Here is a 19,924-nt window from a genome sequence, read left to right on the forward strand (position 1 = left end):
GTGGTTTTTTAACAAATTATAGAGTTTTTTATTTTTTATTTTTTCATTACTCTTTTGATTATCACATCATCTAATGTTTTAATTCTCACAAAATAGATTCCTATTGAAGATAGTTCTTGCCCTAAAGTTATTTTTCCTGGATTAACTTCATATTCTCTTTTTGACACTTCTTTTCCATATAGATCATAAATATCTATAGAAACATTTTTATCTCCTACAAATCTTAAATCTACTTCAAAACTATCATTAAAAGGATTAGGACTTACCTTTACCAAACTTTCTTTACTATCATTACTCGGTCCAAATGCTCGATTTACACCTGTATAGATAACTGTATTAGCTTGTGTATGGTATGCATAATCTAATATAGTATAGGATAATCCATCTGAAGCAACGGTTATATGGAACCATCCATAATGGGTATTACCATTAATCTTAAAGGTAAATCCTATATAACCTGTTTTACCATTCCAATCACTGTGAGAAGATGAACTTACAACATAACTGTGCGGATTTGCCACAAAATTACTAGATCCATCGATCGGGATATTCTCTCCCAGAAAGGCAACATTACTTGAACTACCAACACAGACTATATCTTTATCATAAGTAACAAGACGCACTGTATTACTAGAATACCATGCTCCAAAACCATTATCATCTCCAACTTCAATCCTAAAGAAATTCCACGTGCTTGAAGCATTAACCGTTACATCAGCATTGTCAACATAAACCACCTGTCCAGGATCAGGATCATTTCCTGCAGTAATGGTTACTGAGTAATCTTCTACTTCATCACCTTCTCCTGCTCCGCAAGGAGCTGGATCACTATACCATCTATAACGTACTCGCAACCTTGTAGTTCCTTCTGTTGCATCTGCTGGCACCACAACAGTAGCAGAACCTGCTCCTACACCACGAGGTTTCATTAAAACTTGTTCTCCTGCATCTGTAAAATCTCCATCCTGATTCCAGTCTATCCATCCTCCTACAACATTAGAAGTCCAATTAGAACTCACATATCTTGGAGTCACAGTTAATGTAGCTGATGCTCCTTTGGCAATAGAAGTATTTTGTGCGGTATAATCAGAATACGCACTGTTACCACTGGCATTGGAAATATCGCCAAACGTAACTTCTGCAATATAGTTGGTTCCTTGTTGTCCTGCTGTACAGTACGTTTCTGTAGTACAAGGTAAACAAGACCCTCCACAATCTATTCCTGTTTCGTCTCCATTTTGAATATCATCATCACAGGTAGGGCACGCCTCACAGGAACCTCCACAATCAATTCCGGTTTCATCTCCGTTCTGTATCCCATCATCACAGGTAGGATCCTGAACTCTTGTAATTGTAATCCAATTATTAGAAATATCGAAGGCACCCGTAGCTAATCCAATATCTGCTATATTTTTCCCATCTACACTTAAAGTACCTTCATAAGAAATCCCATACACTCTACATACTCCAGCGACAGCTCCTTCAAAATCATGAGAAACGCTTTCGTTAGTCAAAATAAGCCCATTATCATCAGTAATTAGATACCTGTAACTGGCACTGGATTGACTGGTATTTTTAAAAGTAATTACATCTGCCTGGCCATCTCCGGTAACAGTAGTAATATCAGTTCTGTCATCACTTGAAGATACTGATCCACCATCAACTTCTACCGGACAAGCGGGACAAACACTACCTCCACAGTCTATCCCCGTTTCATCTCCGTTCTGTATTCCATCATCACAAGTAGGATCAACAACTTCTTTTAATGTTCTAACTTGAATAGTTGTACTAGAAGGTGAGCTGTTACCAGCTTGATCTTTTGCTTTTATATAATAACTATATAAAGTATCCGGTGTTAATCCCGAATCTGAATATGAAGTATTTGCTATAGTTGATACTAAAATATTATCTCGATAAACTTCATACCCAGTCACACCTACATTATCTGTAGAAGCCAACCAATTAAGTTGTAATGACGATGTAGTAATATTTGAAGCCACAAGATTTTGTGGTGTTGTTGGAGCTTGATTATCTCCACCTCCTCCTGTAACCTGAATATATCGGGTTTGTGTTTTGATATCTGATCCCGTTGCATTAGAAACTTTTAAAGTAACATTGTATTCTCCAGAAGTAGTATATTGTATCTGAGGATTTCTATCATAACTAACAGCAGGCGTTCCTCCTTCAAAAGTCCACTCCCAATATGTCACTCTATTCTCTGAAGTATCTTCAAAATTAACATAAGCTCCAGAAGGCACTAATTGAGTATTAGATGTAAAATTGGCTATAGGAGCTAGTTCTGCCTTATTCACATACACTACATAATCTTCTACTTCTCCTTCGGCTTCATTACCACAAGATTCTTCATCTCCATCTCCAAAACTAAAATAAGATCTGATTCTCATTCGTGTTCTTCTACCAATAGCATCAGTCGGCACAATAATGTTACTTTGGTATTGAGCACTTCCTGTATTATTTATAACTTTTTCTTCATTGGCATCTCTAAAATCTCCATCTTGATTCCAGTCAATCCATATAACTACCTTACTTCCTCTACCTGTTGCATCAACTTCAAAACCTTGCCCTGAAGTTGTCACTGATATCGGATAGGTTTGTCCAGGATCTACTCTGGTTTCTAAATCTTTGTAATACGTATAACTATTAGGCTGAGTAGTATTGTTTATAACTCCAAAAGTAACATTAGAGATTCCTCTTGTTCCTGCATTTGAAGTGCCAGCACTACAATACTCTTTATCTTCCTGCACCACCGTAATATATCCATCTTTTACTTTGGTATTCTCACCAACAGAATTGGTTACTCTTAGGGTTACTCTATAGACTCCTTCATTAAAATAGGTAACAGAAGGCGTTTCTTCTGTACTTGTAGGTGGTGATGCCCCTTCAAAAGTCCAGTTGTAAGCTAAAGCACCTCCAACTACAGATCCTGTAAATCTTATTTGATCCCCTTCTACCAGATTCGTTTTGTTTGCCTCAAAATCCACTACAGGAGTAGAAGGCTCTAATACTCTAATATATGATGTTTTTGTTTTGGTATTATTTAATGCTCCATTAGAAACTTTAAGTGTTACACTATAAGTTCCAGAGTTAGGGTAAGTGATTATAGGATTTTGATCTGAACTATTAATTGAGTTACTACCAGGAAAAGACCAATCCCAAGAAGTTGGATTTCCTGTTGAAAAATCTCTAAACACCACATTTTCTCCTTCGTATACTTCGAAGCGCTCGGCTCCAAAATCTGCTTGAATACCTTCATTAACTGTTATAAAACCAGGTTTGGTTTTTGTAGAAGATCCATCAGAATTTGTAGCTTCTAGTACTACTTGATATGTTCCGGGATGATCATAAGCAACTGAAGGGTTTCTTGCCGTACTTGATGAAGGAGTCCCTCCTTGAAAAGTCCATTGCCAACTAGTAGGTGAATTACTAGATGTATCAGAAAAATTAACAGAATCCCCAATATTTATCGTTGTATTATTAGCAGAAAAGTCGGCAACAGGTAATTGTGATCCAGCAGTACTACCTTCTATACTAAGATCATCTATAGCCATCATAATACCTTCTGATGGAGTTATATGCCTAATTGCCAAGTATACTCTTTGGTTTGCGTATGCAGAAAGATCAAAAGAAATACGTTTCCAACCATACCCAATAGGATCACTAGAATCTCGTTTCCCACCCGCTTCAATATAATCTCCATCTGATATTTTAGTAAAACTATTGACATTGTTATTTGTCGTAGAAACCAGTACCTGATACTGTTGCCAAAAAAGGTGGTAATTCTGTATATAAAATACTAGTTGAGGGGTTCCTCCTTTAAGTTGTACTTGAGGGCTGATCAACCAGTTATCTGATTTTTTACTTCGATTACAACCAAATAGCAATAAATTTCGGCCACTTCTTGGTTTTAACCAAAACTCTTCCATCGGAGGATTGGTGCGTTGTGGGTCAAATATCATAAATGCTTTTAACTGATCGCCGTTAGGCCAATCTATTCCATTTAATTGATACTCTTCTTCTCCATCTCCATCAACTCCTGTAAATGGGGATGCTGTTGTAGAAAAAACGGAAAAACTATCCCAATTTCCTATATTACTGATCTGTTCTTCTGTATATACTTGCCCCATTGCAAATTGCACTACAGAGATCAGCATTAAGATACTTATATATATCTTTTTCATCTTTTTATAATATTTTAATTGATTGGTATACAAGAAACCTCAGCTTTCCAACCTGAAGTTGGGAATTCTTCATCCGAGACAAACTTAAATGTCAAACTACCGTCTGCATTATTAGCTATAATGGTTCCAGGAGAGTTATAACTACAGAATCTTCCTATCAAAGGAGCTGCAGTATTTTTTCCGTCATAGATTTCCAGGTAATCATACTCACAATCTTGAGCATATTCCATTTTAAAATCTTTGAAATCTACTTTAACTCTACTATTTCTGTATTTTGGAGAAATCGTAGTTGTATTAGTATCATTATCCTTATAGTTCCCTACTGTACCAGAATCATAGAATAACCCTGAACAAGCTTCTACCACGGTAATACCTCCAGCAATAATATCTTCTTGAATATTGATATAATCTGATTTAGTTTTAGTTCTGGTATTACCATTAGAATCAGTGATAGTTAGTGTAACGTCATAAGAACCTACGTTTTCATAAAAAACCTTAGGTGGAAACTGACCTGTATATTGATCTGGTATTCCTCCAGGAAATGACCATTGCCAGGAAGTTATGGTTGCTCCGGTTAACGATTTTGAATTATCCTTAAGCTGAGAACCTTCATTAGGCTTTACACTAAGATCATCACTATAAAAATCTACTACTATTTTCTTATTTACTGCCACATCAGAACGCCACATACCGCGTCCAAATGTCGCAGCGGTTATTTTATTGGTTTCTTCATGAATCTCGAGTTCGCTTATTATTACATTTGGAATACCCGTTATAAAAGGCTGCCAGTCTGTTTCGGTGTCATCAATGTAATAAACACCTACATCCATCCCTATATAAAGTCCATTTTCTGAGATATCGTGATACAACACACAATTTGCCGGAATATTAGGTAGTGTTCCTGAAATATTTTGCCAGGTAGTACCTCCATTATCACTGGTATATACTTTTTCTCCATCTGCATATCCAGAAAAACTTATTGCTACTTTTTCGGGATTAGATGGATGTACTGATATATAGCTTATAAATCGATTAGGGAGTCCATTTGAGATATTAACCCAGTTAGCTCCTCCATCTTTGGTTACATATATCGTATTATCTTTGGATGTATAAATGTAGTTGGAGTTTGATGGTGCTAATGCTATGGCATCTAATATTCCTAACTTAAGATCTGAAATTGTTGACCAGGTTTGCATCCCATCTGTCGTCTTAACCACTTCACTACAACCTGCGACTAACACATCAGGATCGTTATGATCCATTTCATAAGGAACTACCCAAGCGCCTCCTCCAGGACTAGTAATACTTACATCTCCTCCTATTTCTCCTCCGTTCACTGATTTATGCCAAGACTGACCTTGTTGAATAATCCCGTAAACGATATTTTCATCTTTCCAGTTGAATATCAAATTACCACCGTCTGCTCCCAACCATTCATGCCATCTTCCCTTGGAGAAAATACTACTTCCGTTATCTTGTGTTCCTCCTCCTAATACTTCAGGATTCGTTTTGGAAAGTCCTAGTCTATAAAACTGACGGTTCCCAAGTCCTTCACTTATATTATTAAAAGTGCTTCCTTCATCCGTCGAGGTCACCAATAATCCATCGTTACCTATATATAATTTTCCATTTATATATTGCATATCGTGGATATCTGGATGGATATAATTTGTACTATTTCCATAAATCCACTCTGATGTTCTCTCCCAATCTACACCTCCGTTACTTGATTTCCAGGTAACAATAGCTCCTAAATGCACTTCGTTAGCATCTATATCTGAAACTGTTATCGCCAGATCATACCAAGCTTGTGATAATCCGTCATTAGGTTGATATCCAAACATATCTGGAGTACTGCTACTATTTACTTTTGAAAAACTACCACCGCTATTTGTCGATCTGTATACACCTCCCATACTATTACCATTTCTTTGTGTAGTAATAACATATACATAACCATTATTAGCTGGTGTTACCGCTATAACACCTCTTCGGGCTTCTGGAATCGAAGTTATTGCTGTAAAATTTTCTCCGCCATCTGTTGAGCGATAAAATCTATTAGAAAATCCATAAACGGTATTAGGGTTTGATGGTCTTAGTTCAATATCTCTAAAATACTCGTTACTAACTTTTCTCCAACTCACTCCTGCATCAGTTGTTTTATAGAGTCCATCGGTTGCTGCTGCAAAAAGAATTGAAGGGTTACTAGGATTTATGATAACCTTACTTATTTGTTTTCTTTCTAATACGGTTGAAGATAAACCGGTTTCATTCCAGGTTTGCCCGGCATCTACCGACTTTAATACTCCTATACTATAGGTGTATCCTCCATCTGCATCTCCCGTAGCCATATACATAATACTAGGATTAGAGGGGTTAATCACTACGCTAGAAATTCCTATGACCGGAAGGTTATCTGTTAAAGGAATCCAATCATTTCCTTCGGTAGTAGTTTTCCATAATCCTCCAGAAGGAGTTCCTACATAAATAATTCGTGAATCTGTGGGGTGTACTGCTATAGAATTAATTCGCCCTAATCCCGGAGCCCAATGTCCTGTAATATCGGCTGCTGTTCTGGGGCCCAATTCTATCCAGTTGCTGGTTACTTGTTTTGTATAATTGTTTTTCTTTGCCGCATATTGACTTAGGTATTTTTGATTTTCTCTCCAGGTACTTGCTGGATTGGGCATTTCACCAGAAGGAAATGTCCTTCTATACATAAAATATTCCCATCGTTTAAACTGCTTATATCCGTTTCCTTTTTTGTTTTCTTCAAATCTAAAATGATTTTCAAATTTTTGTTGAATCTCCTTGAAGTTAGCATTAGGGTCTTCCATCATTTTATCCCAAGTAGCATCCTGAGCATTAATAAAGAAAGTTCCTAACAACAAGAGAATGATAAGCACATTGCTGTTCTTTTTCATTTTTGCGTAAGTTTATTGATTTGTGTAATTATTATGAACCAGCCCATCAAAAAATCAGAAACTATTTTTTGATGAGCTGGCAGATAATCTAACTGGAAAAATTTGTTTTCTCAGTTATCTCATTCTTTTACTATTTGAAAAGTTTGTTTCCCTTCTAGCGAAAGTATATAGATCCCTGAAGGCAATCCATCAACATCCATTGTATCTCCTTTCTTTTTTGCTACAAGGCGTCCTTGAAGTGTATATAAGCGTAACTCTGTATCAGGTCTTGCACCGTTTACATACATCGTTTTTATTACTGGATTTGGATATATAGTAATAACACTTTCATCCTTATCTAGTTCTTTGGTCAAAGAACTATTTCTATTATTATTTCCTGTATATATTACCGTATTAGCATTCGTTTGATATGCATAATCCAATATTGTATAAGATAATCCATTAGAGGCAACTGTTATATGAAACCATCCATAATGAGTATTACCATTGATCTTAAAAGTGAATCCTATATATCCTGTTTTACCATTCCAATCATTATATGAAGATGAACTAACAATATAACTATGGGATTCTGGAACAAAATTACTAGATCCGTCAATCGCTACATTTTCTCCTATAAAGGTTGCATTATTAGTATTTCCATTACATACGATATCTTTATCATAGGTCACTAAACGAACAGATCCACCTGTATACCATGCTCCATAATCTCGATTATCTCCTGCCTCTATTCTGAAAAATTCCCACGTATTTGAAGAAGTAACTGTTTCATCAGCTATATCTACATAAATAACTCCTTCATTAGTATTACAAGGAGCACAAGATCCTCCACAATCAATTCCTGTTTCATCTCCATTCTGAATACCATCTGTACAGGTTGGAGTAGCTACTCCACCAATTCTTACGGTATAATCTTCTACTTCTCCTATATAAGTATCTACACCACAGGGAGTGATTTTAGATTCTGCTCCATATCCGGCTCTTACCCTCATTCTCAAATTAACATTAGCTACTGCTCCCGCTGGAGGTGTAATATTTGCAGTATAAGGACCTGCTGCAAATCTAGAGTATACTTTTTCTCCTGAATCTGTAAAATCTCCATTATTGTTCCAGTCAATCCATACTCCCACTGCATTATAGGTCCAGTGATCATTATTTAATTTAACGGTTAAAGCGGTTTGCCCTCCAGCAGTAAGACTAGTAGAAAGGTTCGTATGATTAGAGTATGGTGTATGCGCTGTTGAATTATCTATATCCCCAAATTTTACATTGGTAATGTGTAATGTGTTTTGAGTTGTAGATGCAGAACAATATGTTACAGTAGAGCAAGGTTCACAGGAACCTCCGCAATCTATACCTGTTTCATCCCCATTCTGAATGCCATCATCACAGGTAGGTCCTGTATTATCATCTATTCTGGTAATTGTAATCCAGTTACTGGAAATATCAAAAACTCCTGATGCTAAACCACTATCAGATATATTTTTACCCGTAACGCTTAGAATCCCTTCATAAGATATTCCATATACTCTACAGACTCCTGGTGTTGCTCCTTCAAAATCATGAGAAGTGTTTTCTGTAGCTAAAATGGTACCACTATCATCTGTGATCAGATACCTGTAACTAGCTGAAGATTGACTAGTATTTTTAAAAGTAATAACATCTGCCTGACCATCTCCGGTTATGGTAGTTATATCAGTTCTGTCATCACTTGAAGAAACTGATCCACCATCAACTTCTACTGGACAAGCCGGGCAAGAACTACCTCCACAGTCTATTCCTGTTTCGTCTCCATTCTGGATACCATCATCACAAGTTGGGTCGCCTCCCTGACTTCCTGCATTAATTCCTTCAAAAGGTTTTGTATTATATGCATAATCCAATAATGTGGCAGAACTTCCATTAGAACTTACTCTTAATCGATACCAACCATAATGTTGTCTACCATTAATACTAAATCTAAATCCTGCATAGCCTGTTTGACCGTCCCAGGTTCTATAACTATCTGTTCTAATATCAAGTAAATTTGGATAACTTCCTCCATTTACCCAACTACTTCCGGCATCAATTACTGTATTGGCTGGCACAATTGCAATGTTTCTTGTATTACCTACAGTAATCATTGCTTCTTCATAAGTTTCGAATTGTATTGCCGGACGGCTACTTGGATGACCTGAAGCATTATAAAATAATCCACTGAAATTACCCAGAACTGTTCCTAAAGACGGAAGAAAATCATCTGTAAGCGGTTCCCAGGTATTAGAAGAGTTAACTGTAAGATCATTATTATTCACATAAACTATTTTATATGGATCTAAGAATGAAAATTGATACGTAACTTTATCGGTAGCCAATGTTGCTGTACCTCCAGAAATTGCAGCATTTCTGAATGTTATAGTACCTGTCGTGTTATTAGAAACTGCATGATTATTGGTTCTACCACTGAACTGAACTCTAAGTGTTCTATTATTCAGCACCGTGATCGAAGCTGAATATCCTTGTGGTAGGTTTGAGGTAAAGTGGGTTCCTTCTGTCATCGTACCTGAACTTAAAGCAAAACTACCTCCTGAAATTTCTATCTCATTAGTATCACTAGATACGGTTCCATCATTTGATATTGCTTCTTCTACTGTCGCATTTGACACAACAAAGGAGGCACCATCATCAGCAACACCGGTAGCAGCCAAATTACTCGGTTGCCATAGTGGTCTTCTTGTAGAATGTTCTAATGCCGCCAGCATTCTATCTATCTGACCTCTGGTATACATTTTGGCACAACCTCTTGTAGAGTCGTATCCCATATAGTTTTCGTAGTTAATCAAGTTACCACAATCACTGGCACCAACCCTACATCCATCATCTCCTGAGTTCGTATCTTCTTTAGGAGTATCACTAACATAATCTCCATTTGGATCATTACACCCTCCTTCAAAAGTGTGAATTAGGTTTAACCAATGACCAAATTCATGGGTTAATACAGAGGCAAATTCTTTGTCCGTATTTCCGTGTAGATATTGCCCATTGTATACTACTCTTGCAATATCTTGATTAGACATGGTTGTATTTGGATACCAGGCTACACCAGAGTTATTAGATACTCCATCACCGTATAAATCTCCGGTAATATATACGTTCATGTATTTATAGTTATCCCAACCATCTCTTGCTACAATAGGACTGTTATAATTTCCCATTCCAGAAGCAACCGGATGGAATACGACCCCGTTTGTGGTAACTCCGTTAGGATCTATTTTTGCTAGTGCAAATCGTATACTTAACGTGGCTTTACGACCATTAAAGACAGGGTCGATTGTGTTCCAATCATCATTTAACCCATTAAAGTCTTTATTTAAAACATCTATAGCTGTTTTAATTTTTTCGTACGTTACTGTCTTTCCGTGCTGGACTTCTCCATATACATGAAATACTACAGGGATCACATATGTTTCTCCCGCTTTTTGAGAAAATGTCTCACTATGGACATAGTTTTTTGTGAATTCATTAAATTTTTCAAACTCGGCTTTGGCCTTTGGATTTTTTGAAAAAGCATAATGATTAGCGTCATTTGTTTTACATCGTATGGCATCAATTTCTCCTTCTTGAGCAGAAAGAAATGAAGCGTACCAAAACGATAAAACTACTAAAAAAAGAGTTTTCGTTTTCATAACTAGTTGAATTTGTGTTATAGTTATATGAAAAGTAAAACTATTAGCAATTCTGGCTTTGTAGTATTATACCTAAATCTTATACTATACTATCTACTTTATTGTTATTTAACAATTTATATGCGTAAATTTTACATTGATTCATAAATAACTTTAAAAAAGCAAATAATTTAACACTAAAAAATTACGTCAAAAACATAAAAAAACTGCTTGATTTTCATAATCAAGCAGTTTTATAAATATATATTTTGAGTACATCTCTACTTCATAAAGAATCCTCTTTTAAATTTTCAATACAAGCGCAAATTATTCTAATGTCTTATAATATTCAGCTATTTTCTTAATATCCTTTGGATCCTTAAATTTGATTCGTGATTTCTTAATATATTCTTTAACCTCCTTTTTTTGAGCTTCAGGGATATAAGTAAGAATACTTTTTTTAGTGATCGTTGTTGCTTTAAGGTTTTCAGATTTTCCAACTACATAATACATTTTGTCTTTAATTTTTCCCGGGCGATCTGTTTCCAAAGATGTTTGCGCTTTTTTAGGCAGAATCAATGTTTTATCATACTTCACGTATAATTTTATATCACTAATTTGTGCCAATTCATCGAGATATCCTGAAACAAGTTTCCCTTCATTATTCGTATAATTAAGAAAATAAAAATTCTTGCCATTAAGAAGAACCTTCACCTCAACGCTGCGTTTAAGAAAATTATATTTTTTATCTGCCTGAGTGTCTTTCATTTCAAAAACATCATTATAGACATCGTATCTAAGAAATACTTGTTTTTCTTTTTTAGTAAGACCATCATACACGGTTCCTCCTATAAAAATATCTTCTAGATATAAGGACCCATTAAAATCTTTAAGATTAATCTCATCATTTGATTTCTTATAAGGAATTTGAGCACAGACATTGATTATAGTAAGCAATACCATTACGCAAAAAACACAAACCTGTTTTGTCCTATATTGAACAACCATAATTACAATCTTATTTATCTTGTACACTCAAAAGATATACCAAATATTTTATCTCTCTTTAGATAACTCCTTAAAATACTTATAGAATAAAGGAATAGTCTCTATCCCTCTCAGGTAATTAAAGATTCCAAAATGTTCATTAGGTGAATGAATTGCATCACTATCTAACCCAAATCCCATTAAAATAGTTTTACTTTTCAATTCTTTCTCAAATAAAGATACGATAGGAATACTTCCTCCACTTCTTTGCGGAATTGGAGTTTTACCAAATGTATCTTGATAGGCTTTACTTGCAGCCTGATATCCAATACTGTCTATTGGAGTAACATATCCTTGTCCTCCGTGATGTGGAGTTACTTTTACAGTTACTGAGTTAGGAGCTATACTTTCAAAATGTTTCTGAAATAGCTCTGTGATTTCTTCCCAATCCTGGTTTGGTACTAATCGCATAGATATTTTGGCGTATGCTTTGCTAGCTATGACTGTTTTAGCACCTTCTCCTGTATATCCTCCCCATATACCATTAACATCTAGCGTTGGTCGAATTGAATTTCGTTCATTGGTTGTAAATCCTTCTTCGCCATATACCGCATTAATATCCAAAGATTTTTTATATGCTTCTAAAGAAAATGGAGCTTTCGCCATTTCTGCTCGTTCTGCAGCTGACAATTCTTCTACCTTATCGTAAAACCCAGGAATAGTAATGTGATTATTTTCATCATGTAATGAAGCAATCATCTTGGTTAATATATTGATTGGATTGGCTACTGCTCCTCCATATAAACCACTATGCAGATCTCGATTAGGACCGGTTACCTCAACTTCAACATAACTCAATCCTCTTAATCCCGTAGTTATTGAAGGAACATCCTTTGCTATCATTCCTGTATCACTGATCAAAATCACATCATTCGCCAGTTTTTCCTGATTGCGCTCTACAAACCAACTTAGACTTTTGCTTCCTACTTCTTCTTCACCTTCAATCATAAATTTCACATTACAAGGAAGTTGATCTGTTTTGGTCATAAACTCCATTGCTTTTACATGCATATACATTTGACCTTTATCATCACAAGAGCCTCTAGCAAAAATGGCTCCTTCTGGGTGTATTTCTGTTTTTTTAATGATTGGTTCGAATGGTGGACTATCCCATAAATCCAAAGGGTCTGGTGGTTGCACATCATAATGCCCATAAACCAAAACAGTTGGAAGGTTAGTGTCTACTATTTTCTCTCCGTAAACGATCGGATATCCCGGTGTTTCACATATCTCTACATGATCACATCCTGCTTCTTTAAGGCTTTTGTGTATAGCTTCAGCTGTTTTAATCACATCATTTTTATATGCAGTATCTGCACTTATTGACGGTATTTTTAATAATTCAAGAAGTTCGTTTATAAAACGATCCTTGTGCTCCTGAACATATGATTGCGTGTTTTGCATTGTGTATTGCGTTATTTTTGGCTAAAAGTAGTAAAAATGAAGTAATTTAATTAGTCTCTAAACAGGTAATTAACTGATCAAAAACAATCTTTTAAGGACTTCTATCTCCCCCATACTTTAAATCACTAAAGAGCCTTGTTATATTTTAAAAGAATCGATTAAGTGAATTAAATTAACGCTTGATCAAAAAAAATAATTTAAGTTCTTTGTGGTTTATACATATTGTGTATATTTGCACTCGCTTTTACAGATAGTCCTAAGTGTTGTAAAAGTTTTTAATGCGGGCGTGGTGGAATTGGTAGACACGCTAGACTTAGGATCTAGTGCCGCGAGGTGTGAGAGTTCGAGTCTCTCCGCCCGCACTGCAAAAGAAAAGCCGAATCAATTGATTCGGCTTTTTGTTTTTTAAAATATAAATCTTTCAACATCAAAATTTATATAATTCTATAAACCTCATATTCTAATAGTCTATAATCAGAAACTCGATTCTTCTATTTAATGCCTTACCTTCTTCTGTTAAATTGGTTGTAAAAGGTTTATTTTCTCCATACCCCTTAACACTTAATCTATCTGAAGAAATTCCTGCTTCGATCAAATACTCCTTAACTGATTGAGCTCTTTTAAGTGAAAGGGATATATTTAGATTTTCGTCTCCTACACTATCTGTATGTCCACCTATCTCGACAACCATCGTTGGACTCTCTTTCATCATTTTTACAACTCTATTAAGATCTAACCTACTTTCTATAGTCAGATTTGATTTACCTGTATCAAAGAATATATTGTTCAACCTGGCTTTAGCTCCTATTTTGATTTCTTCTAATGTAATGTTTCTATTCACCTCTTTATATTCTGATTGATTATCCAATCTAAAGTTTTGGGAATTAAAAAACCTACCTTCTGAGCTCGCAGTCATACTGTAACTTCTACCTGCCGGAAGTATTACAATATACTGTCCTGTCTTAGGGTTACTGCGGGTATTGGCTATATAATCTCCAGTAGATAGATCTTGAATAACGATATTAGACACAATTGGATTTTGAGATTGATCCCATACTGTACCAGCAACTATTGTAGTTGCAGTTGGTTTCATTTCTTCTGATAACCCCAGCTGATAAATATCCAAACCACCGACTCCCCCTGGTTTTTCTGAGGCGAAAAACGCATAATCTCCAGAAGCCGATGTAGTAAAATATAAGTCATCATAAGAAGTGTTGATACCCTCACCCATATTTACAGGTTCAGACCAACTTCCATCAATAAATACGGTTTTAAACATATCAGTTTTTCCGTAACCTCCATGACCTGATGAGCTAAAATATAAAGTTCGTCCATCCGGTGCCAGAAATGAATATTTTTCCTCTTCTGGGGTATTAACTATACCCCCTAAATTCTCAGGAATACTCCATTCTCCAGATTCATTTTTATAGCTAACATAGAGATCCCCATATCCATAACCTCCTTCTCGTCGTGATGAAAATACTAGTTTTGATCCATCTGCAGAAATAGAAGGATGCGAATCCCAACTAGGAGAATTTATGATCTCTCCCATGTTTTTTGGGGTCTCCCAAGTCTGTCCATTGAAGGAAGAAGTATACAAATCACAGTTTCCCATACCATCTGGCGAATTACATCTTCCGTATACCATAGTTTGTCCATCACCTGTAAAGGTTGAAACCCCTTCATTATCCATAGAATTTAGGGGTTCTGGAAGTAGTTTTGCTTCACCTATACCACCTTCATAAAGGTTTACTGTATACAAGTCTTCTCCTGAAGAACCAAACCTGCTTTCTCTGCTGCTGGTAAAATATAGTTTGGTCGAAGAAGGGTTTACCGTAGGAAAGTAATCATCATCCTTACTGTTTAATGAATTCATCAACATATAGTTTCCCACATCTATTTTATAATCATATTTCGTTATTTTATCTTCCGAGTTAATTTGTTGCCTATCATATCGATCAAAGAAAGTACGACCGTTTTCATTATATACATTGATTTGAGTTAATTTTTTAGCCCCTAACATAGCATATACACCAAATTGCCATTTTCCAATTTCCTTTCCTTTTTTGATCCGACCATAAAAATCATAATGCCAAGGTCCATCTCCATATCTATAGGGTTTTACTGATATCTCTTTTTCGGAAGCACGTTGTTTTCCATCTGGCAAGGTTTCTATAATTTTCAGATCTATCATTGGTGTTCCATACACCCGAAAACTAATATAACCACTACGTGTCGTTTTATATATACTTTTGTTTGCTACAAAGAACTCATAGCTTTGTACCTTTTTAAGGTTTGCTCTAAAATATAGAACTGAGTAATTATCTTGTGACTGCACTAATTGAGCTATAAACAGGGTAATTAGAACACAAGAATAATTTAATGCTTTCATAAACAAAGTTTTGGTTGTTTTTATTCTTCAAATAGAAGTTTAATTTCTTCATTCGTAAGTGCCCTGGCGTATATTCTTAGATCATCAAAGAGTCCTTTATTATATTCATCCTCAGAACCTGTTATATCTTTAGTCGCCATGTATGAATTTTCGGGTCGTTCGAATACTTGAACTCTTACTCCCTTAACAAAGAAAATTGTCAAAATATATATGAAAGAACTAGTTCTTTTAAAACTCTTGTCCTGATTCATCATAATACATTCTACTTTCCTGTTATTACATCTTTCCTTCTAAAATATACTTTTTTGCCATCCGGAAGTGCTGCAAGTATCCATTTTCCACCTTCTATTTTTTCTATTAAATCAAGTTCCAAGCCCCCTGGAAATTCTCCTACTTCTTTTGAATTCTCAGAAGAGGTTTCGTAAGCGATCTTTCGCTTACTCCTGGAGCCTTTTATTTTAATTCTTTCTACTAATATTTTTTCAATATCAGATGCTTCCAAAAGTTTGTGAGGTATAATTACAATGCCCATTTCAGAAAGAATATGAGCAAGATCCATATTACCTTCTGCTCTTTTCAAACCATTTACATATGCCTTATTTTCAGGATCCATATTCACCACTTCGAGATATAACTCCCTTGCCTTTATATAGTTACCAGCGATCTCATTAAGCACACCCATATTATAAATTAATTGTGGATTATAAGGATCTACCTGATAAATCGCTGCATACATTTGATATGCTTTATCAATTTCCTTTAATTTTAAAAACCTTCTGGCATCCTTTACCCGTTCTTTAAGTTTTTTATGTTTTACATTTTTAAAAGTAAAGGTGTGTGTATAATAGTAAGGAGCGAAATAGTTTGCCAGGGAATAGCTCATATTTTCACAAGCAAATTCTGCTATCTTATTTGGGCTCATCACCGAATTCAAATCAGGACGAGTATTTGTAGAATGAGTTTTATCGAAACTACTCCCTCGACTATTTGTTTGACCTAATACCTCCCCTGTTTTTACAGAAAGTATTTTCATCCTAGCTTCTGCTGAGCAAGTTCTTCTCAATGTATAGGTTCTGATTAGTTTTTTTGTCTTTTTATCTACATATGAGTCTTCGCTTCTTTCATCTTTACTAGAATAGGAAACATTACCAATTATGATCGCATCTACTCCTAATTTACTTCCAAGTTCTATAGCCTGAGTATCTGAAATCATACCTGAATCAAACTCTTGTTCAGCAAGTATTTTTTTCAGTTCTTCTCTTTCTAGAATAGCATAAATATCAGTACGCCCTCCATTCATGAATGAATGTCCTGTTTTTCCTCTGTACTCTTTTAATAATGCTGCAGAAAGATAATCCGCCATTTTACTACCTATATCAGCACCTGCCATTTTGTAAGCATCGCTGCTTACATTTTCAAAATCCAATATTGCAATTTTCTGTACATATCCTATATCTTTTTCTGGTGGACTTAGTAATGATGTTTTTAATGTTGTTTTAAAGAATTGTGCAGAACATAACTGAATCGTTAAAAATAATAATGATAGAAAAGTTAGTCTTTTAATATTCGTTGCCCTCATGATTTATGTGATTTAATTGCTTTATATTATGGTTTATAAAGCTATTACGGAACATCGAAAATCACTTGCGGAAAATCGCAAACAGAATATTTTTATTGTTTAAGAACTATATCAACCCTATATCTTTTACAATAGCGATCAAATGTGGAAGTGTTTCTGCACCAAAAATTGTTTTGAGTTCCTGTAATCGATATTCTATACTTCTTTTGCTACCAGAAGGTATATTATTATCCTTAAAGTGTTCAGAAATTTGATGTTGTTTAAGTCCTTTGGCCAGTAACTCCAATAACAAGGTGTCTACTTTCGTTATCTCGGATATGTTTTTAGCATTATGTAGTAATTTTAGAATCTCATCAGAGTAATACTTTTTATTTTGAAGAAGCGCACATATCGCTTTATGGATATCTTCAGACTCTCTCCTGCCTTTAAGTATATATGCGTCAATCGAGAATTCGTTGATGAGTTTTCTTATCTTCCCAATCTTATTTTCTATTGAGAATACCATAACTTTTAAATGTGGCTGTATGTTTTTTACCTGTCTGATCAATTCTGTACCAGAACCTATTTCATCTGATTGATAATCTTTTTCAAAAGACAGATCGGTTATTAATAGGTCAAAGGGTTCTTGTTTAGCTATCGACGCCTTAATTTTAAGTAACGCATTATTACAATAAGAAGTTGTTTCTATAATGGGTATGGCTAATTCATTTAATACACCATATAGGCCTTTGCTTACACTCTGTTGATCTTCTGCTATTAATACCTTTTTAAACATAATTTGGTAATACTATCAAATGTGAAATGAAATCTGAGCCCTAAAACCATTTCCAGGACTAGTATCAAAATTAAATTTCCCGTTGATATTTTCTATGCGACTTTCCGCATTTACCAACCCGTTCTTTTTTATTGTTTCTATATTAACACCAATTCCGTTATCTCTATACGTAATTATTCTTTTTTTATCCTGATCTTTAATAATTAGGGTGATTTTTGTACAACTACTATGTTTTTTTGCATTGATAAACAATTCTTGAATGACTCTATAAATTGCAATTCTTTTATAATCGGATATCATCTGCCAATCAAATTCTGATATGTTGGTAATTACCTTGACTTGATTAGTATTGTATTGTAGGATTAGGTTTTTTAATTCTTCTGAAAAACCGGACAAATTTATACTTGCCGTTTCAACAGATATGTCTCGTGCTCTCAGGTAAATGTTTTGTAATTTGTTCTCTAAAAAAGCTTTGGTATCAACTGTTAATAGATTTGGAGTTTCGTCTACATAGTTAGCCAATACAGAAAGGTCATTGGCTACTTCGTCATGGATTTTTTTTGAGATTCGTTGTTCCGTTTTATATATTTCTTTTTCCTTTTCTGTTATATATTTTTTTCTCAGATAATTCGTAAAAAAAAGTGTGAATAGCAATAAAATAGATCCTAATAAGGCATATATGATTTTTTGTTTGCGTTGCAAAGAAGCCTCATGTTGTTGCTGAATCATCATATTTGTCAATTTTTCTATTTCCTTCATTTTTTCATATTTTACTTCGGCAAATTGTGTTTTTACCTTTAAGCTTTGTTTTTGAAGGCTATCATTTAAATGGATATATCTGTTTTTTATAGGAAGGTTATTAGGCTTTAACTCCATTAAAAATCGTAATGCATCCAGTTCTCCTTTGGGTTTTTTAATTCTTTTAGCAACAACAATGGCCTTATCATACCAATCTAATGCTTTATCGCTATTTTTTTTAGAAAAAACCTCCCCCAGATGAGTATAACTGGCTATTAACCCCGGCATATCATTATACCGTTTTCGAATATCCAAAGCGACAAAAAAAGAATCACTTATTTTCGATCGATCTTTTAACCATTCGGAATAGGCTAAATTATCAAGAATCCTGGCTTTCATTGCCGGACTTTGAATGTTTGAATCCTTGGCTATTTTTCTTAGTAGTAGAATAGCGATCTCATATTCCTGTTGATCAATATAAGTTGTTGCCAAATTATTTTGATATTTAAGCTTATCAACTATTGAGTTTGTCTCATCTAATGCTTTCTTGTAATAATAAATAGCGTCTTTAAGGTTTAAAAGTTTTCTATTATTACTCGCCAGCAGGTTATAAGATGAAGCAATGTACTTTGAACCATTTTTTGTTGTTAGAAAATCTAAAGCCTCAGTAACTGTTTCTTTACTACCGAAAAAGTCGCTACTATTTTTCTGAATATAAGCCATATTCAATAATTTCTTCCCTACCTCCAGGCTATCTTTTACAATCAAAAAATCATTTTTAGACCGATTATAATAATAAAAAGCGCTATCAGAATTAAACCCAACTTTATTGAAATAAAACGCTTTTAAGTAGTTTGATTTTCCTTGATAATAATAATTATTATTGGCTACTGCTTTCTCGAATAACATTGCGTTATAATGCAATAGACTATCATACTCTTTTCTTAGATTATGAATAACAGCTTTCTGGTATACTATTTTATACCATAAGGTATCGTTTTGAAGATGAGCGCATAATGTATATGCAGCATTAATAGCTTTCTGCCTGTCTTGCGGGCTTTTACTTTTGTCTTTAGACAACTCATAAAAACTTGAAATAGTATCTATTAATTTCTGATTGTCATCATTGGTTATCTTATCGTTATGACAAGCAAACAATAGAAAAGTACAGACAAGAAAAAAAGTTTTGTAGCCCAATGTGTTGTGCTTTTTGATATAAAAA

Annotated in this window: 9 protein-coding genes and 1 tRNA gene; 1 reads left to right on the forward strand and 9 read right to left on the reverse strand. The window is 34.7% G+C overall.

Features of this window, described 5'->3' with window-relative positions:
- Positions 1 to 35: 35 nt before the first annotated feature.
- The 5 genes from U0D62_RS04530 to U0D62_RS04550 form a co-directional block, all read right to left on the reverse strand.
- Complete coding sequence (locus U0D62_RS04530; RefSeq protein ID WP_322194135.1) at positions 36 to 4,199, reverse strand: PKD domain-containing protein; 4,164 nt, start codon at positions 4,197 to 4,199, stop codon at positions 36 to 38.
- 14 nt (positions 4,200 to 4,213) lie between these two features.
- Positions 4,214 to 7,123 carry a CUB domain-containing protein gene (locus U0D62_RS04535; RefSeq protein ID WP_322194136.1) on the reverse strand — a complete coding sequence of 970 codons (2,910 nt, stop codon included), beginning with the start codon at positions 7,121 to 7,123 and terminating at the stop codon, positions 4,214 to 4,216.
- A 119-nt stretch (positions 7,124 to 7,242) separates the two neighbouring features.
- Positions 7,243 to 10,788, reverse strand: a complete 3,546-nt coding sequence (locus U0D62_RS04540) for a M43 family zinc metalloprotease (RefSeq protein WP_322194137.1) — start codon at positions 10,786 to 10,788, stop codon at positions 7,243 to 7,245.
- Positions 10,789 to 11,094: 306 nt separating this feature from the next.
- Complete coding sequence (locus U0D62_RS04545; protein WP_322194138.1) at positions 11,095 to 11,775, reverse strand: hypothetical protein; 681 nt, start codon at positions 11,773 to 11,775, stop codon at positions 11,095 to 11,097.
- Positions 11,776 to 11,823: 48 nt separating this feature from the next.
- A complete protein-coding gene (locus tag U0D62_RS04550; RefSeq protein WP_322194139.1) occupies positions 11,824 to 13,218 on the reverse strand; it encodes a dipeptidase in 1,395 nt (464 codons plus the stop codon).
- Between the two features lie 280 nt (positions 13,219 to 13,498).
- Here U0D62_RS04550 and U0D62_RS04555 point away from each other — a divergent pair.
- Positions 13,499 to 13,580, forward strand: a tRNA-Leu gene (locus tag U0D62_RS04555).
- A 98-nt stretch (positions 13,581 to 13,678) separates the two neighbouring features.
- On the opposite strand, the gene U0D62_RS04560 is transcribed toward U0D62_RS04555, so the two are convergent.
- The 4 genes from U0D62_RS04560 to U0D62_RS04575 all read right to left on the reverse strand — a co-directional run bounded on the left by U0D62_RS04560 (position 13,679) and on the right by U0D62_RS04575 (position 19,899).
- Positions 13,679 to 15,610: an OmpA family protein gene (locus U0D62_RS04560; RefSeq protein ID WP_322194140.1), complete on the reverse strand. Its 1,932-nt coding sequence runs from the start codon at positions 15,608 to 15,610 to the stop codon at positions 13,679 to 13,681.
- Positions 15,611 to 15,872: 262 nt separating this feature from the next.
- Positions 15,873 to 17,189, reverse strand: coding sequence for a CsgG/HfaB family protein (locus U0D62_RS04565; protein ID WP_322194141.1), 1,317 nt, complete (start codon positions 17,187 to 17,189; stop codon positions 15,873 to 15,875).
- A gap of 106 nt (positions 17,190 to 17,295) precedes the next feature.
- Positions 17,296 to 17,964 (reverse strand): response regulator, encoded by a 669-nt coding sequence (locus U0D62_RS04570; protein ID WP_322194142.1) that lies wholly within the window; start codon positions 17,962 to 17,964, stop codon positions 17,296 to 17,298.
- A 15-nt stretch (positions 17,965 to 17,979) separates the two neighbouring features.
- Positions 17,980 to 19,899: a tetratricopeptide repeat-containing sensor histidine kinase gene (locus tag U0D62_RS04575; RefSeq protein ID WP_322194144.1), complete on the reverse strand. Its 1,920-nt coding sequence runs from the start codon at positions 19,897 to 19,899 to the stop codon at positions 17,980 to 17,982.
- Positions 19,900 to 19,924 lie beyond the last annotated feature (25 nt).

This window comes from Aquimarina callyspongiae, from assembly GCF_034322225.1.
GTDB lineage: Bacteria > Bacteroidota > Bacteroidia > Flavobacteriales > Flavobacteriaceae > Aquimarina.